The organism is Streptomyces sp. RKAG290, assembly GCF_023701695.1.
Taxonomy (GTDB): Bacteria; Actinomycetota; Actinomycetes; order Streptomycetales; family Streptomycetaceae; genus Streptomyces.
Genome location: NZ_JAJOZC010000012.1, coordinates 1 through 22,467, shown reverse-complemented (window position 1 = coordinate 22,467; position 22,467 = coordinate 1). Strand labels below are relative to the sequence as shown.

Below are 22,467 nucleotides of genomic sequence, written 5' to 3'. Positions count from 1 at the left end.
CCACCTTCGTCAACGACGTGGCGAAGAAGATCCACACCATCGACCCGAACCACCCGGTGACCTCGACCGACGCGTGGACCGGCGCCTGGCCGTACTACAAGCGCAACGCCCCCGACCTCGACCTGTACTCGGTCAACTCCTACGGCGACATCTGCGGGGTCCGGGGTGCCTGGGACGCCGGTGGTTACAACAAGCCCTACATCATCACCGAAGGCGGCCCGGCCGGCGAGTGGGAGGTCCCGACGACGCCAACGGCGTGCCGGACGAGCCCACCGACGTGCAGAAGGCCGAGGGCTACACCAAGGCCTGGAACTGCATCACCGCTCACCAGGGGGTGGCCCTGGGTGCCACGTTCTTCCACTACGGGACCGAGCACGACTTCGGTGGCATCTGGTTCAACGTGGTGCCCGACGGCAAGAAGCGGCTCTCGTACTACGCGCTGAAGAAGGCGTACGCCGGATCCACCGCCGGGGACAACACCCCGCCCGTCATCAGCAACATGAAGGTCCAGAACGCGGGCGGCGCCCCGGCCGGCCGTGAGTTCACCGTCGGCGCCGACATCCGCGACCCGGACAACGACGCGCTGACCTACAAGATCTACCTGAGCGGCAACTACGCCACCGGTGACAAGGCACTGGTCGAGGCCACCTGGCGGTCCACCGGCAACGGCACCTTCGCGGTGCGGGCGCCCGAGCGGCTCGGGGTGTGGAAGGTCTACATCCAGGCCGAGGACGGACACGGCAACGCCGGCATCGAGACCAAGTCGGTGAAGGTCGTGGTGCCGCCGGTCTCCGGCACGAACGTGGCCCTCGGCCGGCCGGCCACCGCCTCCTCCGCGCAGGCCGGCAGCACCGGCTGCCCCTGCACCGCGGCGATGGCGTTCGACGGCAAGGCCGACACCCGGTGGGCCAGCGACTGGAGCGACCCCCAGTCGATCCAGGTCGACCTCGGTGAACGCAAGTCCTTCCGCCACCTCCAGCTGGTGTGGGACCCGGCGTACGCCAAGTCGTACGAGGTACTGGTCTCGGACGACGGCAGCAACTGGCGTTCGGTGTACACCACCACCAGCGGTATCGGCGATGCCGACGATCTCGACATCGCCCAGACCGCCCGCTACGTGAAGCTCAACCTCACGCAGCGGGGCACGGCTTGGGGCTACTCGCTCTGGGAGTTCGGCATCTACAGCTGACCGTCCGGCGGGGCCGGCGGGGGAGTACCCCGCCGGCCCCGCACGACGCGAGGTGTGTCGATGTCGTGGCCGGGGCAGGGGAACGACCATGGTGAGTACATGAACGTCGCAGACATTTTGGCGGATGGGTTCACTCGCATCCGGGAGACGGTGTACGCCGCCGTCGAGGGACTCGACCCCGACGACCTGCACGTCCGCCTGGACGAGGGTGCGAACTCGATCGCCTGGCTGGTGTGGCATCTGACCCGCATCCAGGACGACCACATCGCGGACGCGGCCGGGACCGAACAGATCTGGTTCGCCCAGGACTGGGCCGCCCGCTTCGATCTGCCCTTCGCCAAGGGAGCCACCGGCTACGGGCACAGCAGCAAGCAGGTCGAGGCCGTGCAGGTGGGCTCGCCGGAGCTGCTGCTCGGGTACTTCGACGCCGTGCATCTGCAGACCATCGGCTTCGTCCAGGCCCTCGACGGCAAGGCGCTGGACCGGGTCGTGGACGAGGCCTGGTCGCCGCCGGTGACCCTGGGGGTACGGCTGATCAGCGTCCTGTCGGACGACCTCCAGCACGCCGGTCAGGCGGCCTTCATCAGAGGCTCGCTGGAACGCCGGTAGCGCCGTCAGCCGGCCGGTACGCCCAGCGTCCGGCGGGTGCGCGCGTAGTGCCCCGGGCTGGTGCCCACGACCCGCTTGAAATGGCGCGCCAGATGGGACTGGTCGTAGAAACCGGCGGACGCCGCCACCTCGGGCGCCGGCAGCCCCTGGAGGAGCAGCCGGCGCGCGAGGTCCACCCGGCGGCCGTCACGTACTGGTGCGGTGCCATCCCGAACTCCCGGCTGAAGCTGCGCACCAGGTGTGTGTGATGGGCATGCAGGAGCAGCGCCGCTTCCTGGAGCGTGATCCCCGCCACGAACCGTTCGTCGAGGAGGTCGCGCAGCCGGTGGGCGACCCTGCGGTCGTGCGGGTGCCGGACGGGTTCGAGATGGTTGCGCAGGTGCTGTTCGAGGCGCTCCGAGACCAGGGCGAGGCGGCTCGCCGCCTCCAGCTCCTCGCCCGGATCGGCGAGCGTCGCGTGGAGCCGGTCGATGCGGCGCCGCAGTGCCGGATCGTGGACGACGGGGCGGTCGACGGCCATGCCGACCAGTTCTTCATCGACCTGCGCGATGTTGAGGTACAGGACGCGCTTGCGGAAGCCCTCGGCGGTCGCGGCGCCGCCGTTGTGCGGGACGTGCGGAGGCAGGAGCGTCACCGCCCGGGTGAGCGCTCCGTGCTCGTGACGGTCCAGGTCGTAGCGGACCATGCCCTCGTCCACGATGAGCAGGGTCCAGGCGTCGTGCGTGTGCATGGGGTAGGAGTGATCGATGAAGTGGGCGTGGAAGACCTCTTCGATCCCCTCCACGGGCGGGCACCACGCGGTGATGTCCGGTCGAACAGCCATGAACCGATCGTACGCCGGGTGACCCGGGCACCGGCGCGCCCGGGTGACGTGCGGGGGCGCACCGCGGACAGCCATGCAAAGTTCGTACAAGACAGGCCGGGGGCGGCCCGGCAGGCTCGGGGCCATGACAGATGATCACGCCCCCGTCCGCTTCGACACCAAGATCGCCGTTCTGCTCCGGGACGACTCCAGACCTGGCAGCGACTGAACGTCACGGCCTTCCTGGTCAGTGGCCTCGGCACGGTGGTGCCCGAGCTGGTCGGCGAACCGTACGCCGATGCCGACGACACCCCGTACCTGCCGATGTTCCGTCAGCCGGTGCTGGTCCTCGAAGGCTCGAAGGAGATGCTGACGACGGCCCACACCCGGGCGGTCGGCCGGGGCGTGGCCCTCGCGGTCTTCACCTCCGACCTCTTCACGACGGGCAACGACCGGACAACCGGGCCGCCGTCCGCGCGGTCCGGCGGGACGGGATGGACCTGGTCGGGCTCGCCGTGCACGGCCCCCGCAACGCCGTGGACAAGATCCTCAAGGTGCCTCCATGCACCCCTGAGTGAGGGGCCGGGAGAACTGCGGCGGCCGGCGGCGGGACGCCTCTCCGACCGGCCGGCCGCGGACGCGTCACACGGTGCGTTCGACGAAGTACGGCAGGAGCGCGAGGAACTCCGCGATGGCGTCCGGCGCCAGTGCCACGCTCTCCAGACAGGCGCGGGCGCTCTCCAGGTGCCGGTGGGCCTCGGCCACGGCGGCCGAGCGCCCGCCGGCCTGCTCGATCAGGCCCGCCGCCCGCCGTGCGGCGCCGTCGTCGAGCCGCCCGCCGGTCCGCAGCAGCGCGCCCAGTTGCAGGGCCGCCGGGCCGCCGGCGGCGAGCGCGGTCAGCACGGGGTAGGTCTTCTTCCGCCGGCGCAGATCGCTGTGCACCGGTTTGCCCGTGACCTCGGGGTCACCCCAGATGCCGAGTACGTCGTCCACGGCCTGGAACGCGATCCCGAGATGGCGCCCCGCCGCGGTGAGGGCGTCCGTCTCGGTCCGTCCGGCCCCGCCGAGCACGGCTCCGAGCCCGGCGGCGCAGCCGAGCAGCGCGCCCGTCTTGTGCTCGGCCATCAGCCGGTACTCGTGCGGCTGCACGGCATCCGGCCCGGTCCAGGGCCGCGACTCGAAGAGCAGGTCGTCGGCCTGGCCGCGCACCAGATCGTTGAGCGTCCCGGCCAGCAGCCGGACCGCCGGCGCGCAGTGGGCGCCGGGGGCGTCGGCCAGGGTCTGCACGGCCAGCGCGAAGAGCGCGTCCCCGGCGAGGACCGCGGGTCCGGTCCCGTAGGCCTTCCAGGCGGTGGCGCGCTGCCTGCGGGTCTCGTCGCCGTCCATGATGTCGTCGTGGAGCAGGGAGAAGGTGTGGATCAGTTCGACGGCGACCGCGCCGCGGACCGCGCTCTGCGCCTTCCCGCCGACGGCTTCGGCCCCGAGCACGGCCAGCGCCTGGCGGACACCCTTGCCCTGCGCACCGGGGGCGGCCCGGCCGTCCGGCCCGTCCCAGCCGAGCGAGAACGCGGCGATCTCGGCGTGCCACGGATGCAACCGCCGCACGGCCCGGCCGAGCGCCGGACGGACGAGCTCACGGCAGCGGGCGAGTATCTGCGGCGCCGAGGCCTGCTGGGTCACCGGGGGAGTCATCGGCTGCCGCCTTCCCCTGCCACTGGGTCACCGGCGGGCGACACCCCGAGTTCCGCGTAGGCCTTGTCGACCATGTCGCGGGCGTTGAGAAGTCCGATCCGGTCGAGTGTGACGCGCAGGCCGTCCAGATCCGCAGCGGTTTCCACCCGGTCGCGGCCGAGGCGGGCCAGCGACTTCACCAGGCCGAGCCGGGCCAGCGCCTCGCCGCGGGGCTCCGTCATCGCCCGGAATTCCCCCAGCGCCTCCTCGTAGACCTGGCGGGCCTCCTGGTACCGCCCGGCGCGGTAGAGCACATTGGCGCGCATCTTGTGGTTGTAGGCGAGGGCGCTGGACAACTTCATCTCGCGGCACGTGAGTTCGGCCTCGGACAGCAGCTCGAGCGCGCGCTCCGGTGCGTCGTCCCGCACGGAGATGATGTCGGCCATGCCGCGCAGCGCCCAGGCCCGGCCGCGGCGGTCGTCCGCGTCACCGGCCAGCTGCGCCGCTTCCTCGAACATCGCGAAGGCGGTGTCGAACGAGCCGGTGTTGCGGTGGATCTGGGCGATGCCTCCAGGGCCCAGACGGTGTGGCGCGCCTCACCGCGGGCGCGGGCCTCCACGAGCAGCTGCTCGTGGAGTGCCGCGACGGTGCGGTAGTCGCCCTGTATGCGCCCGGTCTCCGCGAGGCCGGCGAGTGAGTAGCCGCGGGCGACCACGTCCCCGCCCTCCTTGCCCAGCCGGGCCGCCAGGCCCAGCAGGCGGAAGGCGAGCCGCAGTGCGCCCCGCTGGCGGGCGAGCGTCCCGCCGCTCCACAGCGCCCAGGCCATGGCGCCGGTGTCACCGGCCGACCGCGCGGCCCGGTAACTGGCCTTCCAGGCCCGGTCGGCGTCCTGCACGTGGCCCAGCCTGCGGTGCGCCTCGGCCACCGCGAGGCCGGTTCGCGCCACTTCCTGCTGGGAGCCGGAGAGTTCGGCCTCTCTCAAGTGGCGTTGCCCCTCGGCCAGTACGTCCGTGAGCGAGGCGTTCACGGACATCTTGGTGAGGGCGCCTTGGTACTCGGGCGCCAGCGCTTTGCTGTGCATGGGAGCCTTTCGCGCGCGTACGCGGTCGGCCACGATGACTATACGCACTATGTATACATTCGGTGCATAGTCGCTCGGTGCTCTGACCCGTGCGCTCATGGGGGCCGGACAGGCGTGTCGGGTGCGGCGTACCGCCTTGCTGTGGATCAAGACGGCTGATGCGCGTCCAGGGTTGCTTCGTCATCGGGCAATCCGCGCGGAAGACGAAGCTGTGGGCGGCGCCGGGTCAGTCGGACCGCTCCGCCAGGTGCTCGGTGAACCACTCCCGTGCCAGCTCGGCGACCTCGTCCAGGGTGCCCGGTTCCTCGAAGAGGTGCGTCGCCTCGGCGACCACGTCGAGCCTCTTCTCGCAGCGCAGTTCCGCCAGGGCCTGCTGGTTGAGCTCCAGCACCCGGGGGTCGCGGCCGCCCACGACGAGCAGCGTCGGCGAACGGACGTCACCGAGGCAGGGGCCCGCGAGGTCGGGCCGGCCGCCGCGGGAGACGACTGCGCCGATTCCCGTGCCCCGCTCCGCACCGACGGCCGCCGCTGCCCGCAGTGCGGCCGCGGCTCCGGTGCTCGCCCCGAAGACTCCGACGGGCAGGGGCTCGCGACGCTGCAGCCAGCCGGTGGCGTCCACCAGCCGCTCCGCCAGGGTCCCGATGTCGAAGACGTTGGCGCGGTCCGCCTCCTCGGCCGGGGTGAGCAGGTCGAAGAGCAGCGTGCCGAGGCCGCCCGGTGCAGGGCCGCCGCCACCGACCTGTTGCGCGGGCTGTGCCGGCTGCTGCCGGAGCCGTGGGCGAACATCACGAGTGCCCCGGCCTCCCCGGCCGCGGTGAACTCACCCGGCAGGACCACGCCGCCCGCCTCGACACCTACCTCCACGGCCGCGGGAGAGGCGCGGTCCGCAGCCCGTGCCAGCAGCGAGACGACCTCCTCGTCCGGAGTCTGGCCGAAGTCCCGGTACCACTCACCCACCGCGGAGAACCGGACCGGCGTGGACAGGCACACCAGTTCGTCCACCCCGCCGCGCAGCCGCTCGGCGGTGTCCGGCGGCGCCACCGGCACGGCCAGCACCACACGCGCCGCCCCCTGCGCGCGTGTCACCTCGCACGCGGCCAGGGCGGTCGCACCGGTCGCGATGCCGTCGTCCACGATGATCACGCAGCGCCCGCCGAGGGGGATGCGCGGCCTGGTTCCCCGGAAGGCCCGGGCCCGCCGCAGCAGCTCGGCCTCCTCGGCGCGCTGGACCGAGGCGAGCTCCTGCGGCGTCGTCCTGCTGCGGCTCACGATGTCCTCGCTGATCACCCGCACGCCGCCCTCGCCGATGGCCCCGAAGCCCAGCTCCGGGTGGTGCGGGACGCCGAGCTTGCGCACCACGATCACATCGAGCGGGGCGCCGAGCTCCTGGGCGACCGCGAAGGCCACCGGGACTCCGCCGCGGGGCAGGCCCAGCACCACGGGCCGGCTTCCCGCCAGGGGCCGAAGCGCCTCGGCGAGCCGTTGTCCCGCGTCGGCGCGGTCGGAGAACAGCACGGGGGATCACCCCAGACCGGGAGAGGGCAGGTGGTCACCTGCACTTTCTTCGAATCAACCGCATGCACCGCCGGTCCGCAAGTTCTTCGGGCCCGCCCCCGGGCGCCACCCCTTCGCAGGCCGGCGGGCCGTCTTCTCAGCCGAGGACGGAGCGTGCCACCCGGAAGCCCGTGTCATCGATCCGGAACGTCGGATGGCTGCGACGCCGCACCGAGGCCCGGCAGCTCCAGTGCTCGTCGAACCAGCCGCCACCGCGCAGTACGCGGTAGCTCCCGTAGACCTCGGCGTCGTAGACGTCCCAGCACCACTCCCACACGTTGCCCAGCGTGTCGTGCAGCCCCCAGGCGTTGGGCTGCTTCCCGCCGACCTCGTGCGGGCGTTCCTGAGAGTTGCCACGGTGCCAGGCGATCTCGTCGAGCTGCCCGTAGCGGGCGCCCGTCGTCCCGGCGCGGCACGCGTACTCCCACTCGGCCTCGGTAGGAAGCCGGTAGCCGTCGGCGGCCGTGTCCCACTCGACGCCCTCGACGCCGTCCGTGCCGGAGTGGAGGCGGTAGGCGGGTGCCAGTGACTCGTGCCGGGACAGGGCGTTGCAGAACCGGGCGGCGTCCAGCCAGGAAACGCCTTCGACGGGCAGCCGGTCGCCCTGCGCGGTGCTCGGGCGCTCGCCGGTGACCTGCGCGTACTGGGCCTGCGTGATCACGGACGCCGCGATCCGGTACGGCGCCAGCTCGACCGCCCAACTGCGCTGCGTCCGCCGGTCCGACAGGGTGACCTGCCCCGCCGGGACGCCGACCATCGGGATGTCTGTGTCCGTGCCTGTGCCTGTGTTCATGGAGCGCCGATCCTACCAACGCCGTTGTCGGGGGATTCTTCCGCACGGCCAAGCCTGTCGCTGGGTCAAAAGCCCTCGCGTTCAAGGGCCTTGATGAGCAGCAGGGCGATGTCGTCGCTGCCCGGGGTGGTCCGTTCGGCATAGCGCACGAGAGTGTCGGCGAGCGCGCCCATGGGCCGGCCCGCGGCCGGCGTGAACTGCTCGGCGAGGGCGGCGGTCGCCTCGTCGAGATCGGTGTCAGGCGCTTCGACGAGGCCGTCGGTGTACAGGGCGAGCACGGATCCCGGTGGCAGGGGGATCTCGGTCGTCGGGTAGCGGGCCTCCCGGTCGATCCCGAGGAGCAGCCCCGGCGGCAGGCGGAGCACCTCGGTGTGCCCGCCGGGGTGGTGCAGCAGCGGCGGTGGGTGGCCGGCCGTGGCCAGCAGGGCGCGCTGCCCGGCCAGGTCGAGATGGACGTACAGGCAGCTGGTGAAGAGTCCGGGATCGAGGTCGGTGAGCAGCCGGTTGGTACGCGCCAGCACTTCGGCCGGCGGCGCGCCGGCGGTCGCGTGCACCGCGGTGCGGACCTGCCCCATCAGGGCCGCGGCCTTCACGTCGTGGCCCTGGACGTCACCGATGGCCGCGGCCGCGGTGGTGGCGTCGAGGCGGATCAGGTCGTAGAAGTCGCCGCCGACGCCCACCCCTTGGGTGGCGGGCAGGTAGCGGGCGGCCACGTCCAGGCCGTCGATCCGGGCAGGGTGTGGGGGAGCAGATGGGCCTGGAGGCTGTGGGCGAGCTCGCCCTTGGCGTCGTAGAGGCGCGCCCGGTCCAGGGCCTGGGCGATCAGCCCCGCGATCGAGGTCAGGAGCGCGCGCTCCTCCGGTTCGAACGGGCGCGGCCGGTCGTAGGCGAGCACCAGCGTCCCGACCGGTCGCCCGGAGGCGATCAGTGGCAGGAAAGCCCATGCCGCCATGCCTGTCTGGAGCGCCGCGGGCGGATAGGCGCGCCGCAGTTCCGCGAAGGTGCGGTAGAAACTGGGCACCCCGGTGGTCAGGACGTGCGCGGCGGGCGCGCGCGAGGCCAGTGGCTCGCCGTCGAACCGTTCCATCAGCTCGGGTCGTAGCCCCGGTATCCGTCGATCCGCAGCCGGCCTTCCGTCGCGGTCATCACGACGAGCGCCTGGATCCGGAACGCGGGCAGGAGCTGGTCGGAGATCAGCTCCACGACATCCTGGATCCCGACGGCCTCGGTGAGCGTCGCGGCCAGGTGCATCAGGTGGTAGAGCGCGGTGGCGCGGCTCGGAGTGGCCGGCGGCGCGGGAGGAGGGCTTTCGGGGGTGGCCGGCACGGAGCGGTCGGCCCCGGGCGCGATGTACACGCTGATGCCGGTGGTGCTCGGATAGAGGTGGAAGGACAGCCACCTGTCCGGCGGGCGCAGGGCGGTGAAGGACATGGGCTGACGGCTGATCACCGCGCCGCGGTACTGGTCCTCGAAGAGCGGGTCGTCGAGCCAGGGGAGTGACTCCCACGGCAGCGTGCCCATCAGGTCGGCGGCCTGTGCGCCGACCAGCTCGGCGCCGGTGCCGGTGAGATAGGTGATCCGGCCGTCCAGGTCGAGCGTGCAGCAGCCGCCCGGCAGGCGCGCGATGAAGTCCGCCGCCGCGGAGGCCTCGGCGGGTCCGGGCGGCGTGAGCGTGAGCGGCGGCAGCACCCGCGGATGGCTTCCGGCGGCCACCGGCCGGCCGCGTTCATGGGCCTCGTGCAGCACCAGGGAGATCTCGTGGCAGCCGTCGTGCACCGCTCCGCGTTCCTGCGGGGTCAGCTGCGGCGGGTGCGAGCCCGGCCACAGGAGCACCAGCCCGCCCCAGACGGTGGCGCCGGTCAGCAGCGGCACGGCGGCCAGCGCGAAGCGGTACGGCAGTACGAGCGCGGGGCGCGGATAGCGCCGGGCCAGCTCCTCCTGACTGCCCAGCCACACCAGGTGCCGGTCCTTGACCGCGTCCGCCACCGGTATCGGCGCGGACAGGGGGACTCGCGACCACGGCGCGGTGATCTGCGCCGGCAGCCCGGCCAGCACGCTCAGCCGCAGGGTGGACTCGCCAGGGGGCAGCAGGTACAGCATGGCCGCGGAGGCACCGGTCTCCTGCAGGGCGCGGGCCACAGCGGGATCCAGGAGCTCCGTCCCGGAGCCCGGGGCGGACCATGCTTTGTCCATAATCGGACGATACGCCCCAACCCTGCGGGCGACACCGTGGTGTGAGTCCGCCGGGTGCTCCGCCCCGGCGTGCCGTGGCAGGGCGGGTAGGCGGTCGCACCCGGCCCTGCCGCCCGCGTCGAGGCGCCGCCCGGCCGCGGGTCAGCCCGCGGAGGCCTCGCGGCTGATCTGCTCGAAACGTGCGCCCATGGCCGCGGCCAGTGCCTGCGCCGCCGAAAGGGGCCGGACCATCACCGTGAGGTCGTCGATCTCGCCCGCCTCGTTCATGTGCAGGAAGTCGCAGCCACTGATCTCCCGGTCGCCCACCTTCGCGACGAAGACGAGAGCGTGGTCGCGCCCGTCGGCGCTCCCCATCTCCCGTACGTAGCGGAAGTCCGTGAACACCTCCGAGACCGCACGCAGGATGGCAGCCGTGAGGGGCTTGCCGGGGTAGGGCTTGAACGCCACCGGACTGGTGAAGACGACGTCCTCGGCCAGCGTCGCCTCGATCGCCGCGTGGTCGTGCGCCTCGACGGCTTTGCGGAAGGGGTGCATGTGGCGCTCCATAGTCAACTTTTTGAATAGACGTGAAAAAGACTAATCATGACGGTGTTCCTGTGTCCAGATGCCTCCCCGCGCACTCGGCGCATGGGGAGGGTGCAACGGCGTTGTCAGACCCCTCGATTAGGTTCCCCGCATGACTGAATTCGTGTTGGTGGCGGGAGCATGGCTGGGAGCATCCGCATGGGACGAGGTGGTGGCGGGCCTGCGCGCGGCCGGCCACGGCACCCACCCGGTGACGCTGACCGGCGTCGGCGAGAAGCAAGGGCTGCCGGTCGGCCGGCAGACGCATGTGGCAGACATCGTCGACGATGTGGAGCGCCTCGATCTGCGCGACGTGGTCCTGGTCGGACACAGCTATGCGGGTATTCCGGCCGGTCAGGCCGCCGAGCGCATCGGCGGCCGACTGGCCCGTGTCGTCTTCGTGGATGCCTGCGTCCCGGCCGACGGCGAGTCGTTCGTCTCCACGTGGTGGCAGGGCCCGGCGGCGCTGGAGGCCGAGATCGCTGCCAACGGCGGCTCCTGGGCCCCGCTGACCGCGGGCGACTTCGAGGGCCAGGGACTCTCGGACGAGCAGATCGCACGGATCGTGGACGTGGCGACGCCGCACCCGGGCGCCTCGCTGAGCGACCCCGCCGTGCTGAGCGGCTCGCTCGGCGACCTTCCGGCGACCTACGTCAAATGCCTGCTGGACGGACCCGAACCGGCCGACGACGTGGCCGCGTTGCTGAAGTCCGACCAATGGGAGCTGGTCACGATGGACACCGGGCACTGGCCCATGTACTCCCGGCCGCAGGAGCTGGTCCGGATCCTCAACGGGGTGGCCGGCCGGCCCTGAGCGGCCCGTGCAGGGCGGCCCGAGCCGGGCGGCGGTCAGCCCCGTTCGCCCTGATGCAGCCGGGCGGCCCGAGCCGTGAGGTAGCGCTGCTCGGGGAGGCTGGTGGTGCGGGCCGCCGCGGCGCGGTAGTGGACGAGCGCGGCCGGGATGTCGCCCTCCAGCTCCAGCAGATGGGCCCGCACGGCGTGCCCGCGGTGGTGTCCGGCGGGCAGCCCGCCCTCGGCATCGAGGGCGTCGAGCAGTGCGATGCCCGCGGCCGGGCCGTCGGCCATCGCCACCGCGACCGCGCGGTTGAGAGTGACCACAGGACTGCCCGTCAGCTGTTCGAGCAGCCCGTACAGGGCGGCGATCTGGGGCCAGTCGGTGTCCTCGGCGCGCACCGCGCCGCCATGGAGCGCCGCGACGGCCGCCTGCAGCCGGTACTCCCCGGGGCCGTCACTCCGGGGGCCGTTGCCGAACGTGCTCGCCAGCAGCCCGGTGCCCTCCTCGATCAGACGGCGGTCCCAGAGCGTGCGGTCCTGTTCCGTCAGGGGCACCAGCTCACCGGCCGCGTCGGTCCGGGCCGGGCGACGCGCCTCGGTCAGCAGCATCAGCGCCAGGAGCGCGGTCGCCTCGGCATCGTCGGGAAGGGCCCGGTGCACCCCCGGCCAGCCGCACAGCCTCCTCGGACAGGTCGGCCCGGTGCAGCGCGGCGCCCCGGGTGGCGGTATGGCCCTCGTTGAACATCAGGTACAGCACGTGCAGCACGGAGCGCAGCCGCGGAGCCCAGCCCTCCGTGCCGGGCCCGGGCAGGCCGAACCCGCGGTCCGACGCCCTGACCCGCTGTTTGGCCCGGCTGATGCGCTGCGCCATCGTCGCCTCCGGGACGAGGTGGGCGCCCGCGATCTCGGCGGTGCTCAGACCGCCGACCGCACGCAGCGTCAGCGCGACGGCCGAGGACGGGGTGAGTGCCGGATGGCAGCACATGAACAGCAGCATGAGCGAGTCGTCGGCCCCGGGTGCGTCCCCGGCCGCGGGTTCACGGGCGACCTTCTCCTCACGGCGGTGCCGGGCCCGCTCACTGCGCACCAGGTCGGTGTACCGGCGGCTCGCCGTCGTCAGCAGCCAGCCGCGCGGCTGCTCGGGCACCCCCTCGGCAGGCCAGTGCAGGGCAGCGGCGATCAGCGCTTCCTGAACGGCGTCCTCGCTCGCGGCGAAGTCCCCGTGCGCCGCACGAGCACACCGAGGACCTGAGGTGCCAGAGTCCGCAGGAGCTCCTCCACGGCCGGCCCGGTGGTCACGGGGCGCCCCGGGTTGGCCCGTGCACGGTGCGGGCATCGGCATCGGAACTCCTTGATCGTCGATGTGCGCCAGTCTGGCGCACCCACCCGATGGACGGAACCCGCGAAATCTCCGCGGCATGGACCGCCCTGCCCCGGACAGTCGATCAGGACGCGCGCTCCCGAGCGGTTCCGGGCTGCAATGGAGAGGTGACCGCGCCCCCCGACGACTGCCTCGCGCGCAACGAATGGATCTGCGGCGCCTACCTGAGCAGCCGGCGGCACATTCTGTGGGACGCCGTCCTGCAGCATCTCCAGCTGACCGTGATCGCGGTGCTCATCGGCCTGGCACTCGCACTCCCGCTGGCCCTGGCCGCCCGCCGCTGGCGCTGGGCCGCCGGCCCGGTGCTCGGGGTGACGACCATCCTCTACACCGTTCCCTCGCTCGCCATGTTCTCGCTGCTGCTGCCGGTGTACGGACTGTCCGCCGCGCTCGTCGTCGCGGGCCTCGTCCTGTACTCCCTCACTCTCCTCGTACGGAACATCCTGGCCGGCCTGCGCGCCGTGCCGCAGGAGACCCGGCAGGCGGCCCGGGGCATGGGATACGGCCCTGTGAGGCTGCTCGTCGCCGTGGAACTGCCACTCGCCCTGCCCGCCGCCATGGCCGGCCTGCGCATCGCCACCGTCTCCGCGGTCTCCCTGGTCACCATCGGCGCGATCGTCGGGTACGGCGGACTCGGCAACCTCATCTACTCCGGGATGAACACCTACTTCAAGGCCCAGGTGCTCACCGCGTCCGTGCTCTGCGTCGTCATCGCCGTCGCCGCCGACCTGCTGCTCCTCCTCGTGCAACGCCTGCTGACCCCCTGGACGCGGAGGCGGTCGTGAACACACTCTCCGCCGCGTGGTCCTGGCTCACCACGTCCGCGCACTGGTACGGCGACGACGGCATCTGGACCCGGCTCGGCCAGCACCTCTACCTCACCGTCATCTGTCTGCTGATCAGCTGCCTCGTCGCGCTGCCCGTGGCACTGGTACTAGGACACCTCGGCAAGGGCGGCGCCCTGGCCGTCAACATCTCCAACGTCGGCCGGGCCGTCCCCACCTTCGCCGTCCTGGTGCTGCTGCTGCTCACCCCGATCGGACAGTACGGCGAAGGGCCGACGATCGTCGCCCTCGTCCTGTTCGCCGTACCGCCCCTGCTCACCAACGCCTACGTGGGCATGCGGGAGGTCGATCAGGACGTCGTGCGGGCAGCCCGGGGCATGGGCATGACGGGTCGGCAGATGCTCGTCCAGGTCGAGATGCCGCTCGCCCTGCCGCTCATCCTCACGGGCGTGCGGATCGCCGCCGTGCAGCTCGTCGCCACCGCCACCATCGCCGCACTGGCGGGCGGCGGCGGCTGGGCCGGATCATCACCGCCGGCTTCAACCTCGCCTCCACCGCCCAGGTGGTCGCCGGAGCGGTACTGGTGGCCGCGTTCGCGCTGGTCGTCGAGGGGCTGTTCGAGGTGGCGCAGCGACTCGCGCCCGACTGGGTCCGCGACGGGAAAACCGGATGAGGGCCCGTCACGCGGTTCCCCTGGCCCTGCTGCTCGCGCTGCCGGTGACCGCCTGCACGCCCGGTCCCACACTGGAGAACCAGGGCGAGGTCACCGCCCCGCCCGGCGACAGCAAGTCGCTGACGATCGGCTCCGCCGGATTCACCGAGAGCGACCTGCTCGCCCAGATGTACGCCCTGCTGCTCGACCGGGCCGGATACTCCACGAAGATCATCTCCGTCACCAACCGGGAGATCTACGAACCGGCGCTGGAGAGCGGCCAGATCGACGTCGTACCGGAGTACGCAGCCACCTTCGCCGACTGGCTGAACGCCAAGAAGAACGGCGCCGACGCCGCGCCCGTCGGCTCGCCGGACCTCGCCACCACCATGAAGGCCCTGCGCACACTGGCCGCGCCGCGTGGCCTCACCGTGCTGGACGCCGGTCGCGCCGTCGACCAGAACGCCTTCGCCGTCACCGCCGCCTACGCGAGGAAGCACCACCTGAAGTCGCTGAGCGACCTGGGGAAATCGGGACTGCCGGTCAGGCTGGCGGCGGGCGACGAATGTGTGCAGCGCCCCTACTGCGCACCCGGGCTGAAGAAGACGTACGGCATCGACATCACGGCCGTCGACCCCAAGGGCGTCGGCACCACCCAGGCCAAGCAGGCCGTGCAGAGCGGTCAGGACCAGATGGTGCTGACCACCACCACCGACGCCACCCTGGACGACTTCGGACTGGTTCTCCTCGCGGACGACAAGCACCTGCAGAACGCCGACTACCTCGTCCCCGTCGTCAACCGGTCCCGGGCCGGCAGCCAGGGCGTGCGTACGGCGCTGGGCAGGCTGAACACCGTGCTGACCACCGCTGACCTGGCCCGGATGAACGAGCAGGTGGACAGCTGGCGCCGGCTCCCCGAGGACGTCGCCCGCGCCTACCTGCGGTCCAAGAAGCTCATTCCCGGCAACTGACCCGGCGGCCCGGGGTCACCAGGTCAGCTCCGCCACCCGGGCCGCGATCCGCTCCCGGTCCCACTCACCGTCCGCGACCACCACCCGGTAGCGCCGGGCGAGGGTGGCACCCGGCTCCAGGACGAGCTCGTCGTGGAAGGCGAAGGACGGGGCCACCGCGGCGAACGGGTCGTTGCGGACGAACCAGTGCGCGGGGTGCGCGCCGCCCGCTCCCGTGTGGTCGTTCTCCGGGGCGTGCACGAAGACGAGCGTCGCATGCCCGTCCGCTCCGTCGTGCTCCCCGCTGTACGCCAGCCACGGCGCCTGCTGCCCCATCACGCCTGGCCCCTCGCCCTGCGGGGTGAGGATGCGGCCGTCGCGGAAGGCGCGCGGGCCACGCCAGAACAGCCCCGTGTAACCTGCGTCGGGCCGGCCCTGCGTGGTCGGACTGCCGAACCGCAGGGGCTCGTCCCGGCGGTTGGTAACGGCGGAGGACCAGGTCAGTACCCAGCTGCCGGACGCCGGATCGACGTCGTGCACCTGGACCCTGCGCAGTTCGTCCGCCCACGGCTCACCGCTGTACGGGTGCCAGCTCAGCCGCTCCGCGACCGTGACCCCGCCGCCGCGCACCGCGACCTCGTCGAAGCCGCGGTGCGCCATGGAACCCACCCGCTCGGGCAACGGCCGGTACCCCTCGCCCCGCACATAGGTGTTGCCGCCCCACAGGTTCTGCCCCGACAGATGCGAGGCGGTCAGCTGCAGGCCCTTGTGCCAGCGGTGGTCGTGGGCCGGTAGTCGGTCACCACCCGGTCCGACAGGGTGCGCAGCGGGTGGATGTACGGCTTCGGGGCCTCCCAGGGCGCCTCGGGCCGGTACACGTACCGCAGGAGTTCCACTCCGCTGCCCGCCACCGATACGGCGATGTGGTCGCCGTGCCGGTGCACCAGTTCCAGCTGCCCGCTCACGCGGTCGCCTCCGCCGCCGCGGGCGCCCAGCCGGGGGCGTTGCCGTGCAGGGCGCTGTAGTACGGATCGCCGGGGCCGATCTCGCCGGCCCGGACGGTGTTCCCGGTGAAGGCCGCCTTGTACAGCGCGGCGACCAGCTCCAGACTGGTCCGGCCGTCGGCGCCACTGCTGCGCGGCCGGCGCCCGGCCCGAAGGTCGGCGAGCAGGCCGCGCAGCTGCGCCTCGTGGGAGCTGGGCACATCGGGGCCGAAGTCCCGCCAGACCGCGGCCTGTTCGGGGGAGACGCCGGGTGCGGGGGTGATCCGCCAGTCCGCGTTGCGGTGGCCGTACAGGTGCGTGAGCTCGACCGTGGCGCGCTCGCAGTCGATGCGGATCCGGCTCACCTCGTCCGGGCTGAGCACACTGTTGACGATCGTGGCCATCGTGCCGTTCTCGAAGCGGACCAGCGCGGTGGAGACGTCCTCCGTCTCGACGTCGTGCACCAGCCGCCCGGCCATCGCGCGGATCTCCGACCACGGACCCAGCAGATCGAGCAGCAGGTCCATCTGGTGGATCCCGTGACCCATCGCGGGGCCGCCGCCCTCCGTGCTCCAACGCCCCCGCCAGGGCACGGAGTAGTACGCCCGGTCGCGGTACCAGGTGGTCTGGCAGTGGGCCACCAGCGGCCGGCCCATCGCCTGTTCGGCCAGCAGGGTACGGACATGGTGCGAGCCGGAACCGAACCGGTGCTGGAACACGATCGAGGCGTACGGGCCGCCGCTGTGCGGGTCTTCGGCCGCCTGGATCGCGTCGAAGTCCGCCAGCGAGGGGCAGGGCGGCTTCTCGCACCACACCCAGGCACCGGCCCGCAGCGCGGCGACGGTCTGCTCGCGATGGAACCGTGGCGGGGTCCCGAGCGTGACCAGATCGGGCCGCTGCTCGGCGAGCATCAGGCCGAGATCGGTGTACGGGCGACCGGCGCCCGCGTCGGCGCAGAACGCCTCGGCGGAAGCGGCGTCGACATCGACCGCCGCGACGATCTCCAGGGGCTGTTCGGCCGCCAGCGCGCGCAGCGCGGGCAGGTGGCTGCCGCGGGCGATGGCGCCCGTACCGACGATCGCAACCCGGATCGGCGTGCTGGTAAGGGCCTTGCTGGGCGTGACAAACACCTCCACGATGAGCGGGGCGCCCACCGCGTAGCAAGCGCTTTCTCCGTGCGGAAACCTAGGCTTTGCGCGGGGCGCGGTCAAGAGAGCGGGACCGCGTGCGACGGCGGGCAGCGGCTCTCGGGCGCGGCGGCGCACCGGATCCGAGGAGTGATTCGGATCGGCCGTCGAAGGGGCCGGGCGGCCTCGCCCGGACGCAGGATGCGGCGCGGGGCACCGGCGCGGTCCGATGAGTTCGGGCCTCCGCCGGAGTCATCCTGTTGACCCCACACCTGAGAAGGCGGAGTGATGAGCAGTCTGCGCGAAGTACTCGAGACGCACGTCCGTGACGGATCGGTGCCGGGAGCGGTGGGCCTGGTGGCCCGGGGCGCCCGGGTGGACGTGCAGGCAGTGGGCTCCGCCCAGGACGGCGGCAGTGTGCCGATGGCCCGCGACTCGATCTTCCGGATCGCCTCGATCACCAAACCGCTCACCGCCGCGGCGGCCATGATGCTGATCGAGGACGGCCGGATCGCGCTGGAGGACCCCGTCGCGCGATGGCTGCCCGAACTGGCGTCACCGTCGGTCGTGCGCACCCCGGAAAGCCCGGTCGACGACCTTGTCCCGGCCCTCCGGCCGATCACCCTCTTCGACCTGCTCACCTTCCGCGCCGGGTACGGGTTCCCGTCCGACTTCTCGCTCCCCGCCGTCGCGCCGCTGTTCAGCGAACTGAAGCAGGGCCCACCGCAGCCGCAGGCCGTCGTTGCGCCGGACGCGTGGATGGCCGCGCTGTCGCGTATCCCCCTGCTGCACCAGCCGGGGGAGGCGTGGCTGTACAACACCTGCTCCGACATCCTGGGCGTGCTGATCGCCAGGGTGTCCGGCCGGTCGTTGCCGGAGTTCATGGCGGAGCGGCTGTTCGAGCCGCTCGGCATGAGCGACACCGGATTCGCGGTTCCGGCCGACCGGCTCGACCGCTTCACCGGCTACTACCGGGCCGATGCGGAGGGGAAGCTCGAACAGGTCGACGCGGCGGACGGCCAGTGGAGCAGCGTGCCGGACTTCCCGTCCGGCGCCGGCGGCCTGGTCTCGACCGTCGACGACTGGTCGGCCTTCGCCCGGATGCTGCTGGCCGAGGGTGCTGTCGGCAGCCGGGCCCTGCTGACGCCCGAGTCGGTGCGGCAGATGACGACCGACCATCTGACATCCGCCCAGCGCGCCGCCAGCGGGCTGTTCACCGAGGGACAGGGCTGGGGCTTCGGCGGCTCGGTGGACGTGGAGAGGCTCGACCCCTGGAACGTGCCGGGCCGCTACGGCTGGGTCGGCGGCACCGGCACCGCGGCACACCTCGTCCCGGCCACCGGAACGGTCGCGATCATGCTCAGCCAGGTGGAGCTGGCCGGCCCCACCCCGCCCGTGCTGATGCGGGACTTCTGGCGGTACGCCGCAGACGGCTGAACCCGATCCCTCGACGCAACCGCGCGAGCCGGTCAGGCGTCCGCCACCGAGTCGAACTGCACCTCGTCACGTCCCACGCCCTGCGCGTCCGCGTCCACCGAACGACGCAGGGCCTCATGCAGCTTCGCCGGCGTCAGCACCCCGAGGAAACGCGCCCCGTCCACCACCGCCACCCACCGGCGTCGTGCTGGAGCATCTCGCTGAACGCCTGCTTCAGCGGGGCGCCCACCGGCACCCACGCGTCCATCCGGCGGGCGAGTTCGCCCACCGTCCCGTGCTCCCCGGCGATCCGCAGCGCATCCGCCGACACCCAGCCGTGCAGCTCGCCCGTTCCGTTCAGCACCACGGCCCATCGCGACCCCGCAGCACCGAGCCTGGCCGCCGCCACCCGGCCGGCTCGTCCAGCCGCGCCACCGGCGGCTCCTCCAGGTCCTCCGGTTCGATCGTGGTGACCGACAGGCGCTTGAGCCCCCGGTCGGCACCGACGAACCGGGCCACGTACGGGGTCGCCGGGGACCCGAGCACGGCCCCGGGACTGTCGAACTGCTCGATGCGCCCCTCCCCGTACACCGCGATCCGGTCGCCCATCCGCACCGCTTCCTCGATGTCATGGGTGACCATCAGCACCGTCTTCCTGACCGTGGCCTGCAGGCTCAGGAACTCGTTCTGGAGGCGCTCGCGCACCACCGGGTCCACCGCGCCGAACGGCTCGTCCATCAGCAGCACCGGCGGGTCGGCGGCCAGGGCCCGTGCCACACCGACCCGCTGGCGCTGGCCGCCGGAGAGCTGGGCGGGGTAGCGGGAGCCGTACGTCGCCGGATCGAGGCCGACCAGATCCAGCAGCTCGGCCGCCCGCTCCCGCGCCTTCGACCGCTTCCAGCCGATCAGTGCCGGGACCGTGGCGGTGTTGTCCAGGACCGTCCGGTGCGGGAAGAGCCCGACCTGCTGGATGACGTAACCGATCCCGCGGCGCAGCTTCACCGGGTCGACCTTCGAGATGTCCTTGCCGTCGACCAGGATTCGTCCCGAGGTCGGCTCGATCAGCCGGTTGACCATCATCATCGTGGTGGTCTTGCCGCAGCCGGACGGGCCGACCAGTGTGACGAGTTCTCCCTCGGCGACCTCGAAGGACAGTTCGTCGACGGCCTTGGTGCCGTCCGGGTAGACCTTGCCGACCTGCTCGAACCGGATCATGACTGCACGTTAGGAGGCGGCCGGGCGTCCCGCACACGGGCCGGGACTGTCCGGGTCAAGGGGTGTGCTGAACTGTCGGTGAGACATCGGATTCAGGAGCACCCCTTGAACAGCTACCGCCAGCCTGGCCTCGTCCTCACCGACCGTCACTTCACCGTGCCGCTCGATCACTCCGATCCCGGCGGTGAGCAGATCGAGATCTTCGGCCGTGAGGTGGTGGCCGCTGCCAGGGCCGGTGAGGAACTGCCGTGGCTCGTGTACCTGGAGGGCGGGCCCGGCTTCGGCGCCCGGCGGTTCACCGGCGCGGAGGCCTGGCTGGGGCGGGCGGTGCGGGAGTTCCGGGTACTGCTCCTGGACCAGCGCGGCACCGGCTTGTCCACCCCGGCCAACCGGCAGACCCTGCCGCTGCGCGGCGGCCCGCGCGAGCAGGCCGACTACCTCGTGCACTTCCGGTCCGACAGCATCGTGCGCGACTGTGAGCTGATCCGTCCGCAGCTGACCGGGGCGGGCCCTGGACGGTCCTCGGCCAGTCCTTCGGCGGCTTCTGCGCCGTCCGCTACCTGGCGGCCGCGCCGGAGGGCCTGGCGGCCGTCCTGATCACCGGCGGCCTGCCCTCTCTCGACGCCCACGCGGACGACGTCTACCGGGCCGCGTACCCGCGGATCGAGCGGAAGGTCGCCGCGCACTACGCCCGCTACCCGCAGGACGTCGAGCGCGCCCGCGAGATCACCGCTCACCTCGCGGAGCACCGGCCGGAGAGTGCCGGACACCGGCTGACGCCCGAGGGTTCCAGGCGCTCGGCATCATGCTCGGCGCAGGCACCGGCAGCCACCAGCTCCACTATCTGCTGGAGAACGCCTTCGTCCGCACCCCGCACGGCGCCGAGCTCTCCGACACCTTCCAGGAGGCCATGCGCACGGCCGGCTCGTTCGCCGGGCATCCGCTGTACGCGCTCCTGCACGAGGCGATCTACGGTCAGGGCGGGCGTCCCACCGGGTGGGCCGCCGAGCGGGTGCGCGCCGAGTTCCCGCAGTTCGACGCGGTGAGCGCCCTGGAGGGGGACGGCCCGGTCCTCTTCACCGGTGAGAGCATCCATCCTGGCACTTCGACGTGGACCCGGCCCTGCGCCCGCTGCGCGAGACGGCCGAGCTGCTCGCCACCGCAGCGACTGGGAGCCGCTGTACGACACCGGACGCCTCGCCGCCAACGACGTGCCGGTGGCCGCCGCCGTCTACCACGACGACATGTACGTGGACACCGCCCACGCGCTGGAGACCGCCGCCTCGATCCGTGGGCTGCGCACCTGGGTGACCGACGAGTACGAGCACGACGGGCTGCGTGCGGGCGGTCCGCGGGTGCTGGACCGGCTGCTCGCGCTGGTCCGCGACGAGATCTGAGAGCCGTTACGGGAAGGAGCCGGTCGCACGCGTGCGACCGGCTCCTTCCCGCTGTCCGGCGCGGCCGGCCGGGTCCACCCGGAAGAACGGGCGGCAGCGCCCGGGCCGGCCGGACGCGGTCAGCGCTGCAGGGCGTCCAGCGTGGCGTCCAGGTTGGCCGCCGAGCGCGGGTCCCGGTTGTAGGGGAGCTTCGACAGGGCCGCCGCCATGCCGCAGGTGTTGGTGACCGCGGAGAAGACGAGACCGGAACCGATACCGGCGGACAGCCAGCGTGCGGCCGGGTACCGGACCCCCGCGAGCAGGCCCGCGACCACCAGTGAACCGGCAGCCAGTCTCACCTGACGCTCCATCGGCCACGTGGCCCGGGCGCCGCTCGGGCGGGCCAGGTCACGGCCCTCGCCCTCCCACGCGGAGGTGCCGCCGGACAGCGTGGCGGCGTCGATGTCGGCCGCCGAGAGGATGTCGCAGGCGCGCGTGGAGCGGACGCCGGAGGCGCAGACCACGAGCAGCGAGCCGCGGCCGAGGCGGACTTCAGGGCGGGCACCGCCTCGGAGAGGCGGTCGAGCGGGATGTTCAGAGCGCCGGGCACATGTCCCGAGGCGTACTCGCCAGGGGCGCGCACGTCGATGACGGTGAACTCCGCGAGACGGGCTGCGGCCTGGGTGGGGGAGAGGGACACAGGGCTGGTCACGAGCAGTGTTTCCTTTCGTTCACCGGGTGGGACAGGGTTTCGGTCTCTCCTGCCCCGGACCGGCCAGGCTACCCGGCGAGCATCCGCAGGAGGCGCGCGTCGCCGGTGGCTGACGCCCGTACCGGCCGGGGGCGACGCGTGCCCCCGGTCCGGAGCGGGCGCGGGGCCCGTCGAAGCACCCGGCCCGCCGGCCGGACCCCCGTACGGTCCTGGCGCGGCGGGCGGACCCGGTGAACGGCCCGGTCAGTCGGTGCCGAACTCCATGGCGGCGCGGTCGAGCATCTGGTCGTCGTCGCCCTCGGCCTTGTCGCGGGAGGCGATGACCTCGGCGCCGCCCTGCGGCATCGCGCCGATCAGCCCCGTCGAGGCTGCCTGGGCGCACCGATGAGCGTCGCGTGCGTGTTGCCGACGATGCCGAGATCGGCGTACTGCTCCAGCTTGGCGCGGGAGTCGGCGATGTCGAGGTTGCGCATGGTGAGCTGGCCGATCCGGTCCACCGGACCGAACGCGGAGTTCTCGGTGCGCTCCATGGACAGCTTGTCCGGGTGGTAGCTGAATGCCGGCCCGGAGGTGTTCATGATCGAGTAGTCCTCGCCGCGCCGCAGCCGCAGCGTCACCT

The 22,467-nt window shown here is 72.4% G+C and carries 9 protein-coding genes and 13 pseudogenes; 9 read left to right on the top strand and 13 right to left on the bottom strand.

The window, feature by feature from the left end; all coding sequences use genetic code 11:
* Window positions 1-1,189, top strand: a pseudogene (locus tag LNW71_RS35450) (discoidin domain-containing protein); the annotation flags it as partial.
* A 99-nt stretch (window positions 1,190-1,288) separates the two neighbouring features.
* A complete protein-coding gene (locus LNW71_RS35445; RefSeq protein ID WP_250972322.1) occupies window positions 1,289-1,798 on the top strand; it encodes a DinB family protein in 510 nt (169 codons plus the stop codon).
* A 5-nt stretch (window positions 1,799-1,803) separates the two neighbouring features.
* Here the strand turns inward: LNW71_RS35445 and LNW71_RS35440 are convergent.
* Window positions 1,804-2,621, bottom strand: a pseudogene (locus LNW71_RS35440) (AraC family transcriptional regulator).
* A gap of 124 nt (window positions 2,622-2,745) precedes the next feature.
* On the opposite strand from LNW71_RS35440, the pseudogene LNW71_RS35435 reads away from it, so the two are divergent.
* Window positions 2,746-3,174, top strand: a pseudogene (locus LNW71_RS35435) (DUF2000 family protein).
* A 68-nt stretch (window positions 3,175-3,242) separates the two neighbouring features.
* Here the strand turns inward: LNW71_RS35435 and LNW71_RS35430 are convergent.
* The 6 genes and pseudogenes from LNW71_RS35430 to LNW71_RS35405 form a co-directional block, all read right to left on the bottom strand.
* Entirely contained in the window at window positions 3,243-4,292 is a 1,050-nt protein-coding gene (locus LNW71_RS35430; RefSeq protein WP_250972321.1) for a polyprenyl synthetase family protein, read from the bottom strand.
* Window positions 4,289-5,352, bottom strand: a pseudogene (locus tag LNW71_RS35425) (tetratricopeptide repeat protein). Before LNW71_RS35425 ends, LNW71_RS35430 begins: the two are co-directional and overlap by 4 nt.
* 226 nt (window positions 5,353-5,578) lie before the next feature.
* A pseudogene (locus LNW71_RS35420) lies at window positions 5,579-6,867 on the bottom strand (phosphoribosyltransferase family protein).
* Between the two features lie 136 nt (window positions 6,868-7,003).
* Window positions 7,004-7,699: an SUMF1/EgtB/PvdO family nonheme iron enzyme gene (locus LNW71_RS35415; protein ID WP_250972320.1), complete on the bottom strand. Its 696-nt coding sequence runs from the start codon at window positions 7,697-7,699 to the stop codon at window positions 7,004-7,006.
* A gap of 65 nt (window positions 7,700-7,764) precedes the next feature.
* Window positions 7,765-9,892, bottom strand: a pseudogene (locus tag LNW71_RS35410) (SpoIIE family protein phosphatase).
* A gap of 141 nt (window positions 9,893-10,033) precedes the next feature.
* Window positions 10,034-10,426, bottom strand: coding sequence for a nuclear transport factor 2 family protein (locus tag LNW71_RS35405; protein ID WP_250972319.1), 393 nt, complete (start codon window positions 10,424-10,426; stop codon window positions 10,034-10,036).
* Between the two features lie 142 nt (window positions 10,427-10,568).
* Here LNW71_RS35405 and LNW71_RS35400 point away from each other — a divergent pair, with 142 nt between their 5' ends.
* Entirely contained in the window at window positions 10,569-11,270 is a 702-nt protein-coding gene (locus LNW71_RS35400; protein ID WP_250972318.1) for an alpha/beta hydrolase, read from the top strand.
* Window positions 11,271-11,305: 35 nt separating this feature from the next.
* On the opposite strand, the pseudogene LNW71_RS35395 reads toward LNW71_RS35400, so the two are convergent.
* Window positions 11,306-12,550, bottom strand: a pseudogene (locus tag LNW71_RS35395) (RNA polymerase sigma factor).
* Window positions 12,551-12,739: 189 nt separating this feature from the next.
* Between LNW71_RS35395 and LNW71_RS35390 the strand changes: the two are divergent.
* The 3 genes and pseudogenes from LNW71_RS35390 (at window position 12,740) to LNW71_RS35380 (ending at window position 15,040) form a co-directional block, all read left to right on the top strand.
* Window positions 12,740-13,417 carry an ABC transporter permease gene (locus LNW71_RS35390; RefSeq protein WP_250972317.1) on the top strand — a complete coding sequence of 226 codons (678 nt, stop codon included), beginning with the start codon at window positions 12,740-12,742 and terminating at the stop codon, window positions 13,415-13,417.
* Window positions 13,414-14,090: pseudogene (locus LNW71_RS35385) on the top strand (ABC transporter permease). Before LNW71_RS35390 ends, LNW71_RS35385 begins: the two are co-directional and overlap by 4 nt.
* Window positions 14,087-15,040, top strand: a complete 954-nt coding sequence (locus LNW71_RS35380) for an ABC transporter substrate-binding protein (RefSeq protein ID WP_250972316.1) — start codon at window positions 14,087-14,089, stop codon at window positions 15,038-15,040. The pseudogene LNW71_RS35385 and the gene LNW71_RS35380 overlap by 4 nt, the downstream one beginning before the upstream one ends.
* Window positions 15,041-15,055: 15 nt before the next feature.
* Here the strand turns inward: LNW71_RS35380 and LNW71_RS35375 are convergent.
* A pseudogene (locus tag LNW71_RS35375) lies at window positions 15,056-15,984 on the bottom strand (PmoA family protein).
* Window positions 15,981-17,138, bottom strand: coding sequence for a Gfo/Idh/MocA family protein (locus LNW71_RS35370; RefSeq protein ID WP_250972315.1), 1,158 nt, complete (start codon window positions 17,136-17,138; stop codon window positions 15,981-15,983). Before LNW71_RS35370 ends, LNW71_RS35375 begins: the two are co-directional and overlap by 4 nt.
* Before the next feature lie 279 nt (window positions 17,139-17,417).
* Here LNW71_RS35370 and LNW71_RS35365 point away from each other — a divergent pair, with 279 nt between their 5' ends.
* Window positions 17,418-18,566 (top strand): serine hydrolase domain-containing protein, encoded by a 1,149-nt coding sequence (locus tag LNW71_RS35365; protein ID WP_250972314.1) that lies wholly within the window; start codon window positions 17,418-17,420, stop codon window positions 18,564-18,566.
* A 32-nt stretch (window positions 18,567-18,598) separates the two neighbouring features.
* On the opposite strand, the pseudogene LNW71_RS35360 reads toward LNW71_RS35365, so the two are convergent.
* Window positions 18,599-19,760: pseudogene (locus tag LNW71_RS35360) on the bottom strand (ABC transporter ATP-binding protein).
* A gap of 105 nt (window positions 19,761-19,865) precedes the next feature.
* Between LNW71_RS35360 and LNW71_RS35355 the strand changes: the two are divergent.
* Window positions 19,866-21,157: pseudogene (locus tag LNW71_RS35355) on the top strand (alpha/beta fold hydrolase).
* A gap of 119 nt (window positions 21,158-21,276) precedes the next feature.
* Here the strand turns inward: LNW71_RS35355 and LNW71_RS35350 are convergent.
* Window positions 21,277-21,848: pseudogene (locus tag LNW71_RS35350) on the bottom strand (rhodanese-like domain-containing protein).
* A gap of 243 nt (window positions 21,849-22,091) precedes the next feature.
* Window positions 22,092-22,467: pseudogene (locus LNW71_RS35345) on the bottom strand (argininosuccinate synthase); the annotation flags it as partial.